Origin of the sequence: Methylotenera sp. 1P/1 (assembly GCF_000384355.1) — a bacterium.
GTDB lineage: Bacteria > Pseudomonadota > Gammaproteobacteria > Burkholderiales > Methylophilaceae > Methylophilus.
In genome coordinates this window covers 1,508,377-1,521,352 of record NZ_ARWC01000001.1, presented here as the reverse complement: position 1 = coordinate 1,521,352, position 12,976 = coordinate 1,508,377, and the positions used below count along the sequence as shown (strand labels likewise).

At 46.1% G+C, this 12,976-nt stretch carries 10 protein-coding genes; 6 read left to right on the top strand and 4 right to left on the bottom strand.

Translation table 11 applies throughout. The features are described 5' to 3' along the window. Positions 1-14: 14 nt before the first annotated feature. Positions 15-1,046 carry a Gfo/Idh/MocA family protein gene (locus A3Q3_RS0107190; protein WP_020182906.1) on the top strand — a complete coding sequence of 344 codons (1,032 nt, stop codon included), beginning with the start codon at positions 15-17 and terminating at the stop codon, positions 1,044-1,046. Between the two features lie 87 nt (positions 1,047-1,133). Here the strand turns inward: A3Q3_RS0107190 and A3Q3_RS0107185 are convergent, their stop codons facing one another. Together A3Q3_RS0107185 and A3Q3_RS0107180 are read right to left on the bottom strand one after the other, a co-directional pair. Beyond that, positions 1,134-1,442 carry a BON domain-containing protein gene (locus A3Q3_RS0107185; RefSeq protein WP_020182905.1) on the bottom strand — a complete coding sequence of 103 codons (309 nt, stop codon included), beginning with the start codon at positions 1,440-1,442 and terminating at the stop codon, positions 1,134-1,136. A gap of 124 nt (positions 1,443-1,566) precedes the next feature. Next, entirely contained in the window at positions 1,567-2,508 is a 942-nt protein-coding gene (locus A3Q3_RS0107180; protein WP_020182904.1) for a LysR family transcriptional regulator, read from the bottom strand. A gap of 135 nt (positions 2,509-2,643) precedes the next feature. Here A3Q3_RS0107180 and A3Q3_RS0107175 point away from each other — a divergent pair, with 135 nt between their 5' ends. Together A3Q3_RS0107175 and tkt are read left to right on the top strand one after the other, a co-directional pair. Further along, on the top strand, positions 2,644-3,432 hold the full coding sequence (locus tag A3Q3_RS0107175; RefSeq protein ID WP_020182903.1) for an SDR family oxidoreductase: 789 nt from the start codon (positions 2,644-2,646) through the stop codon (positions 3,430-3,432). A 259-nt stretch (positions 3,433-3,691) separates the two neighbouring features. Further along, entirely contained in the window at positions 3,692-5,677 is a 1,986-nt protein-coding gene (tkt, locus tag A3Q3_RS0107170) for a transketolase (protein WP_020182902.1), read from the top strand. Between the two features lie 175 nt (positions 5,678-5,852). Here the strand turns inward: tkt and A3Q3_RS13760 are convergent, their stop codons facing one another. Beyond that, complete coding sequence (locus A3Q3_RS13760) at positions 5,853-6,371, bottom strand: hypothetical protein (protein ID WP_020182901.1); 519 nt, start codon at positions 6,369-6,371, stop codon at positions 5,853-5,855. Positions 6,372-6,382: 11 nt separating this feature from the next. Beyond that, positions 6,383-7,498 (bottom strand): ImmA/IrrE family metallo-endopeptidase, encoded by a 1,116-nt coding sequence (locus A3Q3_RS0107160; protein WP_020182900.1) that lies wholly within the window; start codon positions 7,496-7,498, stop codon positions 6,383-6,385. 195 nt (positions 7,499-7,693) lie between these two features. Between A3Q3_RS0107160 and pepN the strand changes: the two genes are divergently transcribed. The 3 genes from pepN (at position 7,694) to A3Q3_RS0107145 (ending at position 12,953) form a co-directional block, all read left to right on the top strand. Continuing rightward, a complete protein-coding gene (gene pepN, locus A3Q3_RS0107155) occupies positions 7,694-10,300 on the top strand; it encodes an aminopeptidase N (protein WP_020182899.1) in 2,607 nt (868 codons plus the stop codon). Positions 10,301-10,644: 344 nt separating this feature from the next. Beyond that, complete coding sequence (gene gap, locus A3Q3_RS0107150) at positions 10,645-11,652, top strand: type I glyceraldehyde-3-phosphate dehydrogenase (RefSeq protein ID WP_020182898.1); 1,008 nt, start codon at positions 10,645-10,647, stop codon at positions 11,650-11,652. Positions 11,653-11,750: 98 nt separating this feature from the next. Then, on the top strand, positions 11,751-12,953 hold the full coding sequence (locus A3Q3_RS0107145) for a phosphoglycerate kinase (RefSeq protein WP_020182897.1): 1,203 nt from the start codon (positions 11,751-11,753) through the stop codon (positions 12,951-12,953). Positions 12,954-12,976 lie beyond the last annotated feature (23 nt).

Genomic DNA, 12,976 nt, shown 5'->3' with positions numbered 1-12,976 from the left:
TATGGAGAGTTGTCATGGATAACCAAAAAGTTAAATGGGGTATTCTCGGGGCTGCACGTGTTAATGAGCGCTTACTTCCCGCTATCGTAGAAGCATCCAATTCGCAATTGGTGGCGATTGCAAGCAGACGTGCAGGTGCCGCCAAAGCCACGCTGGAAAAATATAAGCCGGGCACAGATGGTGTGACTTGTTATGACGATTTAGATAGTTTAATTGCCGATAGCAATGTGGAAGCCATCTATTGCCCGATGTCGAATGAGGAGCATGCCGAGTGGGCGTTCAGGGCCATTCAAGCGGGCAAGCATGTGCTGATTGAAAAGCCGATGACCACCCAATTGGCAGATATTGGTGCGATTGAAGCAGCGGCTAGAGCCATGGGCGTGACAGTGATGGAGGGCTTTATGTATCGCTTTCATCCGCAGCATGCCAAGATCAAAGCGTTGATTGACAGTGGGGTAATTGGCGATGTGCTCTCTTGCCGCGCCAGTTTCTCCTTTCTAATGCAACCAGCACGTATGTACCGTATCACTAGAAGCATGGTGGATGGTGGCGGTGCGATGTGGGATATTGGACCTTATGCGATTCATGCTTTACGCTGGGCGATGGGTTTGAACAATAGCGCCCAAAACGGTGTACCTGCTGAGCCGAAAAAAGTCGTGGCTTACGGCAAACTCAACGAGCACGGTGCTGATGTGGTGACGAGTGGCATTTTGGATTTTGGTGCGGATGCGCAAGGCCGTGCACGTTATGGTCATTTTGATGTGAGTTTTGAGCGCGGACGCAAAGCGGAATACGAAATCATTGGGGATAAAGGTTGGGTCAAATGCCACAATATGTGGGCTTACCCAACGGATGATCCAATAGTGAGCTGGGAAGCCGGCGGTAAGACAGAAACGCTAGTACTACCCAAAGCCAATCACTTTAATTTGGAAATTGAGCACTTTAGCGATTGCGTGTTGAATAAGCGCGCGCCCTTACTTACGTTTGATGATGCCAAAGGCAATTGCCGTGCCATTGAAATGGTATTGGCCGCATTAGGTGCATAAAACTCTGTAGCTACGTAAAAAAGACGGGGCACATGGCCCCGTAAGTGGTTTCACCCTCTCCGTAATACAATCCCCATCCAATAGTAACTATTGGATCACAACAATATCGTTTTTAACTGCAGTCACACCTTTGGTGTTTTTAGCAATTTTCACCGCTTGTTCTGCTTCAACTTGTGATTTAGCTGTACCGGAAAGTTGTACTAAGCCTTTGCTATCTGTTTCAACTTTAATGTCTGTTGCACTCACGGTTTTATCTTTGGCAAACTCTGCTTTTACTTTTGCTGTAATCACAGAATCACTCAACTTGGTTGAGACAGGATCGCCATCCGCAGCTAAAGCAATCAAAGGCATGGTTAAAACACTCGCAATCAAAAGTTTTTTCAAATTTAATTTCATGATAGTTCCTTTTCTAACGGTTCAAAAAGATAGTGTGTAAAACACAGTGCCAATGTACGGCGATAGAACGGTATGCAGAATAAGAAAATGGCTGATATTGCCGTAAGAATTGGCTGACGTTGGACTACAGTGACGGCTGAGTGCGGATAGCTGACCACTTTTCAGCAAGCTGTTGAGACCGAAACATCTCTACAATAAAATCTACAAATACTCTGGTTTTGGCTGGCATGAGTTTTTTTGCTGCAAAATATAAACAAATAGCGCCTGCTTCTGTATACCACTCGGGCAAGACTCGCACCAAAACGCCATTTTCCAAGTGTCGTAATGCATGTGGCATCGGGACATGCGCAATACCTAGTCCGGCGATTGCGCTATTGCATAACATTTCGGGATCATTCAATGTAATGCGTGGCGGAAGCTCTATGCTTACTTGCTCGCCTGTGGTTGATTTAAGATGCCAAGGCGTAGTGCGATTGGTTGTTTGAGAGTATCGGATCAGTGCATCAAGCTGCTGTAAATCAGCAGGTGATTTCGGGGTGAACTTACGCGCGAGATATTGTGGTGAGGCGACGAGTATTAAGTGAATTTTAGCCAGCTCCCTGACTACAACGCCGGGGGCAATATCGATCCCGCCGCCAATCGCCGCATCAAAGCCTTCGCCAATTAAATCGACCTGACGATTATCAAAGCGCCAATCAGGTTTGATGGCTGGGTAGCGCTCCAAAAACTGCCCGAGTAAAGGCAAAATATGGTCGCGTCCAAAAGCCATTGCCATCCCCACTTTTAACGTGCCCGCAGGCTGCCCAGCCACAGTGCTCGTGCTAGCAATGGCTGATTGAATGGCATCTAATCCACTCGCCACTTGTGCTAGAAATTGCTCCCCAGCTTCGGTGAGCGTCAAGCTACGGGTGCTACGGTGAAATAACCTGACGCCTAAATCTGCCTCTAGCTTAGCTACATTTTTACTCACGCCACCTGGGGTAAGACTCAATCTGCGTGCTGCGGCAGAAAAGCTTCCAAGCTCGGCGCTGCGTACAAATGACTCAATGCTACTTAATGTTTCCATGGCGGATAGCCCAATCAATCTTATACTTTTAGTATAAAGTATTTGTAATTATTAGTGGCTATTTTTAATCAAATCAAACATGCATACTGAACTCGTCGTTGCAATACATCATTCATTTAATTTAAGGAGTTCATCATGACAAACGCTACAAATAACACTTATCAACGCCTTGCAGGTAAAGTCGCCATTGTGACCGGCGCAAGTTCAGGAATTGGCCGTACCACTGCAAAATTATTTGCCAGCCATGGCGCAAAAGTAGTGGTAGCCGCACGGCGTGAGGCAGAGTTGGCTGCGCTGGTGGCAGAAATCGTGGCAGATGGCGGTGAGGCCATCGCATTTGCGGGAGATGTGCAATCAGAAGCGTTTGCCAAATCGCTGGTAGCGCTCACGGTTCAAAGTTTTGGCAAGCTAGATATTGCTTTTAATAATGCAGGCACATTGGGTGAGATCGGTGCCACACATGAAGTCTCACAGCAAGGCTGGAACGAGACATTGGCAATCAACTTAACCAGTGCATTTTTAGGGGCTAAATATCAAATTCCGGAAATGGTTAAACAAGGCGGCGGCTCTATCATTTTCACCTCTACGTTTGTGGGCTATAGCGCTGCTTTTCCTGAGTTTGCAGCTTACGCTGCGAGCAAAGCAGGCTTGATTGGGCTAACACAGGCGTTGGCAACCGAGTATGGCCCTAAAGGCGTGAGAGTGAATGCGGTGTTGCCAGGTGCTGTAGATACTGATATGTATCGCGAGAAAAACAATACCGCAGAAGCACAGGCATTTTTAACTGGTATGCACGCACTTAAACGCGTGGGCAAGCCAGAAGAGATTGCGCAATCAGTACTCTATCTGGCTTCCGATGACGCCTCATTTGTGACCGGCACAGCATCATTAGTAGATGGTGGTTTATCCATAAATAGAACATAAGCGCATATTATTAAAATTTACATTAGCTCCCGACCATATCTATGGCGGGAGTAATGCATTGGTGTACAGCAATATGCGTCTTTGGGAGCAATTCTTCTACGTCAATCACTGATGTTCTGCTTGCCCAAATTGCCTATCTAAGCAATAATTTAGCCTTTGCAAAAAAGTGGTTATTCATCACCGCTTTTTTAAGAATTCAAGCAAGGTTTTATTGCATTAACTATAAGACCTCAAGTTACTAATTTTTCGGGAGACTACAATGGCAACGCGTAACGATCTAGCCAACGCCATCCGTGCGTTATCAATGGATGCAGTACAAAAAGCAAATTCCGGCCACCCAGGCGCGCCTATGGGCATGGCAGAAATTGCAGAAGTGTTGTGGAACCACAATTTGAGCCACAACCCAAACAACCCAAAATGGGCAAATCGTGACCGCTTCGTGTTGTCTAACGGCCATGGCTCTATGTTGATTTACTCATTGTTGCATTTGACAGGCTACAACCTGCCAATGGAACAAATCAAAACATTCCGTCAATTGCACTCACAATGTGCTGGTCACCCAGAGTACGGCTATGCAGAAGGCATTGAAACAACGACTGGTCCATTAGGCCAAGGGATTGCAAACGGTGTTGGTTTTGCAATGGCTGAGAAATTATTGGCTAGCCAATTCAACAAACCAGGCCACGACATTGTTGACCACTACACATATGTGTTCTTGGGCGACGGTTGTATGATGGAAGGCGTTTCTCATGAGGCTTGCGCATTGGCAGGTACATGGGGCTTAGGTAAATTGGTTGCATTCTGGGATGACAACGGTATTTCTATCGACGGTCATATCGAAGGCTGGTACACCGATGACACTGCAGGTCGTTTCACTGCTTACGGCTGGCACGTTCAGTCTGTAGATGGTCACGATGCAGATGCAATTCAAAAAGCCATCGAAGCAGCTAAAAAAGTAACAGACAAACCATCATTGATTTGCTGTAAAACAATCATTGGTAAAGGTTCTCCAAACAAATCCGGTTCACACGATTGCCACGGTTCTGCATTAGGCGAAGCCGAAGTTGCAGCTACACGTGCTGAAATTGGCTGGAGTGCAGAGCCATTCGTAATTCCAGAAGATGTATACGCTGGTTGGAACCAAAAAGACAAAGGCGCTAAACGCGAATCTGATTGGAACGCTAAGTTTGACGCTTACGCTAAAGCATTCCCAGCAGAAGCTGCAGAGTTCAAACGCCGTATGAGCAATGAGCTGCCAGCTAACTGGAAAGCAGAAACAGACAAAATCATCGCTGCTATCAACGAAAAAGCTGAAGGTGTTGCTTCACGTAAAGCATCACAAAATGCAATTACTGCATTAGCCCCATTATTGCCAGAGTTCTTAGGCGGTTCTGCTGACTTAACAGGTTCTAACTTAACAGCGGCGGCTAGCTTCAAACACGTCAGTGGTAAAGAGCCAGGTAACTATATCTCTTACGGCGTACGTGAGTTCGGTATGGCAGCAATCATGAACGGTGTTGCATTGCACGGTGGTTTATTGCCATTCGGCGGTACCTTCCACATGTTCTCTGACTACATGAAAAACGGCATGCGTATGTCTGCATTGATGCACCAACGCGTCATCTACGTATTGACGCATGACTCTATCGGCCAAGGTGAAGACGGTCCTACGCACCAACCAGTAGAAAACACATCTGGCTTACGTTACATCCCACGTATGGATGTATGGCGTCCAGCTGATGCGACAGAAACAACCATTGCATGGGTTGCAGCAGTTGAGCGTGCAGAAGGCCCAACCAGCTTGGTGCTTTCACGTCAAAACTTGCCAGGCGTTAAACACGATGCTAAAGACTTTGCTGCAATCCGCAAAGGTGGCTATGTGTTCTCTGACGTTGCAGGTAAAGCAGACGTGATCATCATTGCTAACGGTTCTGAGTTAGATTTGGCTGTGAAAGCGGCTGCTGAATTGAATGCTGCCGGTACTAAAGTGCGTGTGGTTTCTATGCCATCTACAAACGTATATGACCGTCAAGACCAAGCTTACAAAGACAGCGTATTAACGCCAGGCGTTGTACGCGTGGCTGTTGAGGCTGCTCACCCAGACTTCTGGCGTAAATATGTAGGTTTGGAAGGTGCAGTAGTTGGTATCGATACCTTCGGAGAATCTGCACCAGGCGGCGCACTGTTCAAACACTTCGGTTTCACAGTAGAAAACGTAGTGAACACAGTAAAATCTGTTCTGTAATTAGATCAGATAGCTGCAAATAAAAAACCGCCTTCTAGTGAGGCGGTTTTTTTACGTCTTTAGGTTTCCAATCTATCAAGCCAAGATTGATAGATTGGGTGCGATTGAAGTTGAAATCTGAGCTTGTGAGGAAGATTTAAGCCAAATATAACGCACTTGGGCGTAGATTAAAGACTTATTTATTATTTGATATATTTTGTAAGAAAAATAGTTTTTGTTGAGAAAGCCACGTATCTGTGTAGTTCTGATGAAGACCTACAGATAGTTTCAGGTTTAAATGCTTTGTCATAGCCTCTAAGGAGATTAATCTGTCTTTCCATCCTTGGGTACAGGCATAGTTTACTGTGGCTTTATCAGGGCTATTTAAAAACCAAATATTACCTTTGTAGCCATGAGCGTAAATAATTAACGACATTTCCCCAGCATGCAGACCACAGTCACCATTATTATGCAATTCAAACTCTACTAAAAGTTGTTCGGGAATCTCTTCAATATGAGCAAATGATTTCTTAAGTAGTTGGTAGTCTATTGTTTGTTCTTCACGTCTATTCTGGTAACCGGTTTGAGTTTCTTCAATAACTTTTCCTACGGTGTGCAGATGAAAATAATTTGCAATTTGTTTCCAGCATTTAACTCTATGTGCTTCAAGAATCACATTAGTATCTACTAAGACGATATCGCGAGGTTGAAACAATTACGTACACCTTATAAGTCAAAAGGCGCTATTAAGCCGTGACTTGTAAATAAGTCTTTTAAGTCATCAATTGTCATACGAAGAGCGTCGGCTACTTTGCGTACTGACATTACACCATGGTCAATCGCCCAACCTATTCGTTGAGTAAATGAATAGCTAAATAGTTTTGGATGTTCTTCTTCAATTTCAAAACGTAACAAAGTATCGTCAATTTTCCTTGCAATTGCAGGCGTAAAGTATCCTAGAGAGGTCAGACGCCACTTCATTGCAGACCCGCTTACCTTAAAATAGGCAGCTGCATGGACAATCCATTCGATATTATCTTTACTTGGCATGCCATATGATTTAACGTAGTTTAGTAAACTCGATTCCGGCATTAATAGTCCTGCAGCAAAAGCGTCAGCTAGCTGCTCTATTCTAGATTTTTTCCATCCTGCACTGTTTTCTGTGTCCTCTATTCGTTCTGGCGGCATAGTTGCCCAAGTAATTAAATGGAAAAACTCATGCGCTAAGTCGAAGTTTCTGCGAGCAGGAGTTTCGTTCCGATTAATCATAATTGTGTCTAATGATCCCAGTTTGCAAGCAGCACCAGAAATTTCTGGGCATATGTCTAAAAATAAGATCAAGATGCCTAATTTTTCTGTTAGAACAGATGTGAGGTTGTTTGCTGGGATATCGCCTAACTCCAATGCTACAGCGACATTGCTACCTTCTCGGTAGGCCTCTTCAAAAGTGCTGTTTTTTGAAAGTTCTACTCTTGGTAGTAAAGAGATCACAGGGGCAACCATTTTGTTGCCAAGATGACGATACGTGGCAATCCATTTTTCGGCCATTTTTTCAAAATCATCAATGGATTCTTTCTCACAAGCAGATGACTTCCTCCATGAAAACTCTGCTTCTCCGGCAAGCTCCAGTGGATCGGTGAAGTAAGAGTAACGTACATTGAAAAAGTCAGCGGCGGCGATTAACTCTTGAGGTTGAATGGATCGCTTTCCTGCCTCTAGCTCTGCTAGACTTTGGCGACTACCCATTCCCATAGCTTTCGAAAGTTTTTCTTGGGTAACATCATGCGATTCACGCAGATGTACTAAGCGCTTTCTCACTAATGACCTAACTTCGATATTCATATAATCCCCCACTTTCTCTCTGCAAATTTTACCTTGCAAAATTAATTTTTGCAAGGTAATTAATATGTATAACGGTTATGCTGTTTTAAAGTTTAGCTTGGTAGCCAAATGAATTTACCTGTGGGAGAAAAACCAATTTATTAATAAGCACTCTCAAATATAATATTAATTAATACTTAACTCAGGTCTTTTCACATGCGAACCGAAAACGCTGTTGCACCAAAAACCATTTACCTTAAAGACTACACACCTGCGCCATATTTAGCTACGCAGGTCAATTTGAGTTTTAACCTGTTGCCAGGTAAAACTATGGTCACGTCTGAAGTGATGTACGTAAAGAATCCGGCTGGTGTTTCAAGTAATCTGATGTTGGATGGTGATGACCAAACAATCGTTTCGGTCTCAATAAATGGTCAACTATTTGATGGCTATACCGTGGCTGATGGACAGATGACGATAGCGAACCCAGGCAATGAATTTACGCTAACTATTGTCAGTGAGATTGATCCGGCGGCGAATACGGCGCTGGAAGGGTTGTATCAATCGCAAGGTAACTATTGCACGCAGTGCGAGGCGGAAGGCTTTAGACGCATTACGTATTATCAAGACCGTCCGGATGTATTGAGTGTGTTTACCGTGCGCATTGAGGCGGATGCCAAGTTGTATCCGGTGCTGCTATCTAACGGCAATTTGCAAGAAGAGGGCGGTTTGCCGGGTGGCCGTCATTTCCGCATTTGGCATGACCCTTTTCCTAAACCTTGTTATTTGTTTGCGCTGGTGGCGGGTGATTTGGAGCGCGTGGCGGATACGTTTACGACCATGACGGGCCGCAAGGTGGATTTGCATATTTATGTGCGGGCGGGCGATGAAAAGCAGTGCGACCACGCGATGGCGTCACTGAAAAAGTCGATGAAGTGGGACGAGGAAGTGTACGGCCGCGAGTATCAACTCGACTTATTTAATATTGTCGCGGTAAGTGATTTTAATATGGGCGCGATGGAAAATACCTCGCTGAATATTTTCAATACGGCGCTGGTGCTCGCGCATCAGGAAACCGCGACCGACAGCGATTTTATGAGCGTGGAAGGCGTGATTGGTCACGAGTATTTCCACAACTGGACTGGTAATCGCGTGACTTGTCGTGACTGGTTTCAGCTATCTTTGAAAGAAGGGTTTACCGTGTTCCGTGATCAGGAGTTCAGTGCGGATTTGAATTCGCGCGCGGTGCAGCGGATTGATGATGTGAACGGCTTACGTCGCTTGCAGTTCCCAGAGGATGGCAGTCCGTTGGCACACTCGGTGCAGCCTGACCAATTTATTGAGATCAGCAACTTTTACACCAAAACCATTTACGAAAAAGGCGCAGAGCTGATCCGCATGCAGCATACTTTGCTGGGTGCCGAGACGTTCCGCAAGGCGACTGATTTGTATTTTGACCACTATGACGGCCACGCAGTCACCTGCGATGATTTTGTGCAATGTATGGCCGATGCCTCCGGCCGCGACATGTCGCAATTCTTCCGCTGGTATAAGCAGGCGGGTACGCCAACGCTGCAAGTCAGCAGCCAGTACGATGCTACACAGCAACGTTATACGCTGAGCTTTCAGCAATCGCAGCCAGATACGCCGGAGCAGACCAATAAGCAACCGCTACATATTCCGGTGGCCGTAGGCCTGCTAGATGCAGCCGGAAAAGAAATTCTGCCCACCCGTGTACTGGAAATAACCGAGCGTGAGCAAACATTCACTTTCGATGACATTGCCGCTAAGCCTGTGCCTTCTATCTTGCGTGGATTCTCGGCACCCGTGAAGTTGGTGACAGATTTAAGTGACGATGATTTGCGTTTATTACAAGTGCACGACACCGATGGCTTTAACAAATGGGAAGCCGGGCAAACATTGGCGTTGCGTACGATTGAACGCGTGATGGCCAACCCGGATGCGGATATTTCACAATATGTGGCTGACGTTGGTGCATTGGTTGCGCAAGGGCTTGAAGGCAAGGGCGACAAAGCCTTGCTAGCACGTGCGTTGACTTTACCAATGATAGGCGTAATAGGTCAGCATCAGGCTGTGATTGATCCTGCTGCCATTGATGCGGCGCGTACTGCGATTATTCATCAGATTAAACGTGCGCATAAAGTGGCATTGAAAGCGCTTTATGACGCCAATGGTAATCCCGGCCAGTTCTTGATTACCCCAGAAGCCATGGGCCGCCGTGCCTTGCAAAGCGCTGTGCTGGAGATAATTACTTCTACTAACGGTACCGGTTGTGCTGCGCTTGCCAAAGCGCATTACGATGCTGCAGATAATATGACGGATCGCGTGACTGCTTTGGCTTGCCTAGCCGATAGTAGTCAGCCACAACGTGCGGAAGCCTTGGCTGACTTTTATGCGCGTTTTAAACATTACCCTTTGGTGGTGGATAAGTGGTTCTCGTTGCAGGCTATTGCCAATCGTGCGCAGATTTTTGATGACCTAACCATGCTGCGTAACCATGCTGACTTTAACCTCAAGAATCCAAACCGAGTGCGCTCCTTATATACCGCGTTTGCTATTAACAATCCGGTTAAATTTCATGATCCTAGCGGCGAAGGCTACACCTTCTTGCGTGATGCGATTATTGAATTGAATGCGATTAATCCGCAGATCGCTGCGCGCATGGTCACGCCATTACGTGAATGGAAACGCTATACCCCTGCGTTGCAGGCGCACATGCAAGCCGCTCTGCAAGTGGTGCTAGATACCCCAGACTTGTCGAATGATGTATTTGAGATCGTCAGCAAGAGCTTGAAAGGTTAATTCATTCAACTGCTAAGAGAGAAAGGCGTATATGGCATACGCCTTTTTTCATGATGGTTGTGCGGTTATGTTTCCGCGTATGCCCACCATCATCTCTTACGACCAAACGTATTCTGGGTGCGGCTGATCACACGTTTTCCATTCTAGTGATGCACATTTTCTAATCACCTTGTAGGCACACTGTAAAAAAATGTAGTTCATGCTGCTAAATCGTGCCAAAAACATGAATAGTACTTTGATTTAGCTTGGTATTACCCAAAAGGGCCTCTGTAAGAGCGCACCATTATTTGGTAAACTGAGCGTAAGTAAAGTAGTTCATTAAAAAAGCAATGTTAGGGGTCATTATGGGGGTTCGTGTTGGTATTAACGGCTTTGGCCGTATCGGTCGTATGGTATTGCGTGCAGCAGTTCTAGAAGCAGAGTTTGGTGATATTGAGATAGTGGCTATTAATAGTTCGTATGACATTGAATACATCATGTACATGCTGAAATATGATTCTGTACATGGACGCTTTAACGCAAAGGTAGAAGCAGACAACGGGCACTTGTTAGTCAACGATAAAAAGATATACCTGACTGCTGAGCGTGATCCCGCCAACATTGATTGGACTGCGGCTGGAGGTGTAGATGTCGTGGTCGAGTCTACCGGTGCGTTTTTAACACAAGATACATGTAGTCCTCACCTGAAGCGTGGTGCCAAAAAAGTAGTGCAATCTGCACCGGGTAAGGACGACACGCCGATGTATGTCTATGGTGTGAATCATCAAGAGTATCAAGGGCAGGCGGTGATTTCTGCTGCTTCCTGTACCACCAATGGCTTGGCGCCGCTAGCCAAAGTGTTGAATGACAGCTTTGGCATCAAGCGTGGTTTGATGACCACAGTGCACGCGGCTACAGCTTCGCAATTAACGGTAGATGGCACCTCTAAAAAAGATTGGCGCGGTGGCCGTAGCGTGTTCGAGAATATTATTCCTTCCAGCACTGGCGCAGCCAAAGCAGTAGGCAAAGTCATTCCAGCGCTGAATAAAAAGCTGACCGGGATGGCGTTGCGTGTGCCAAGCGCGGATGTTTCCGTAGTGGATTTAACGGTTGAATTGAATGTAGAAACTACCTATGAAGCCATCTGTGCCGCCATGAAAGCGGCATCGGAAGGTGAAATGAAAGGTGTGCTTGGGTACACCAGTGATAAAGTGGTTTCTACGGATTTTCGTGGCAGCCCAGAAGCTGGCGTGTTTGATGCCGATGCTGGCATTATGCTGGACAGCACGTTTGTCAAAGTCATCGGTTGGTATGACAATGAATACGGATACACCTGCAACCTGATGCGTTTAGTACAACATATTTCAAAATAGCGGTAAAAGCGAGATGCCTCACGGTATCTCGCATCTTTCTTGCTTCATCGACTATCTCGCAGCGGCAAATGCGTTGCTTCACATGTTAGGAGTACATCATGCAGTTCATCAAAATGACGGATTTAGACTTAAAAGGTAAGCGCGTCTTTATCCGTGCCGACTTAAATGTCCCCGTGGCCGATGGTAAAGTCACGTCGGATGCGCGTATTACTGCATCGATGCCGACCATTGAGTTTGCGTTGAAAGCCGGGGCCAAAGTCATGGTGACTTCGCACTTAGGTCGTCCGGAAGAAGGTGTGTACTCTGCTGAAAACTCTTTGCAGCCAGTGGCGGATGTCATGGCGGCCAAATTGGGAAAACCAGTGCGTTTAGTCAAAAATTGGCTCGCGCCCAACGCCCCTGAAGATAGCTTGACGGTTGAAAATGGGCAACTCATTCTGCTCGAGAACTGTCGCTTTAATGTAGGTGAAAAGAAAAATAATGATGAGCTGGCTAAGAAATATGCGGCCTTGTGTGATGTGTTTGTCATGGATGCATTTGGTACTGCGCACCGTGCAGAAGCCTCTACCCATGGGATTGCCAAGTTTGCCCCGGTAGCCTGCGCGGGTATTCTGCTGACAGAAGAGCTGGAAGCGTTGACCAAAGCACTGCTGAGTCCAGCACGTCCAATGGTAGCGATTGTTGGCGGCAGTAAAGTGTCTACCAAACTCACGGTACTAGAAAGCCTGTCCGAAAAAGTAGATCAATTGGTGGTGGGTGGCGGCATTGCCAACACGTTCTTAAAAGCCTCTGGAAAACAAATCGGAAAATCACTGAATGAAGATGAGTTAGTGCCCATTGCTAAGGCATTAATGGAAAAAATGTCCAATCGTGGTGCAACAATTCCGATTGCTGAGGACGTTGTCTGTGGCAAAAAATTTGATGCCAATGAACCTGCTGTATTAAAAAATGCAGCCGATGTTGCAGCCGATGACATGATTTTTGACATTGGGCCAAAGTCTGCACAAGCGCTGGCGGACATTATTATGAACGCCGGTACAGTGGTGTGGAATGGCCCGGTAGGGGTGTTTGAATTTGACCAATTTGGCGCTGGCACCAAAATCATTGCCAATGCCATTGCAACCACCAAAGCCTTTACCCTTGCGGGTGGTGGCGATACCATTGCTGCGATTCAGAAGTACGATATGTACGATAAAGTCAGTTATATCTCTACCGCAGGAGGGGCATTTTTGGAGTTTTTAGAAGGTAAAAAACTGCCCGCGGTAGAAATTTTAGAGCAGCGTAGCCAGTCATCACGATAAGATTGTTGCGAACTTACTTCAAT

Excerpts from the sequence above, each read along its gene's own strand:
- A3Q3_RS0107190 (WP_020182906.1), top strand. The coding sequence starts at position 15 with ATGGATAACCAAAAAGTTAAATGGGGTATTCTCGGGGCTGCACGTGTT.
- A3Q3_RS0107185 (WP_020182905.1), bottom strand. The coding sequence starts at position 1,442 with ATGAAATTAAATTTGAAAAAACTTTTGATTGCGAGTGTTTTAACCATG.
- A3Q3_RS0107180 (WP_020182904.1), bottom strand. The coding sequence starts at position 2,508 with ATGGAAACATTAAGTAGCATTGAGTCATTTGTACGCAGCGCCGAGCTT.
- A3Q3_RS0107175 (WP_020182903.1), top strand. The coding sequence starts at position 2,644 with ATGACAAACGCTACAAATAACACTTATCAACGCCTTGCAGGTAAAGTC.
- tkt (WP_020182902.1), top strand. The coding sequence starts at position 3,692 with ATGGCAACGCGTAACGATCTAGCCAACGCCATCCGTGCGTTATCAATG.
- A3Q3_RS0107160 (WP_020182900.1), bottom strand. The coding sequence starts at position 7,498 with ATGAATATCGAAGTTAGGTCATTAGTGAGAAAGCGCTTAGTACATCTG.
- pepN (WP_020182899.1), top strand. The coding sequence starts at position 7,694 with ATGCGAACCGAAAACGCTGTTGCACCAAAAACCATTTACCTTAAAGAC.
- gap (WP_020182898.1), top strand. The coding sequence starts at position 10,645 with ATGGGGGTTCGTGTTGGTATTAACGGCTTTGGCCGTATCGGTCGTATG.
- A3Q3_RS0107145 (WP_020182897.1), top strand. The coding sequence starts at position 11,751 with ATGCAGTTCATCAAAATGACGGATTTAGACTTAAAAGGTAAGCGCGTC.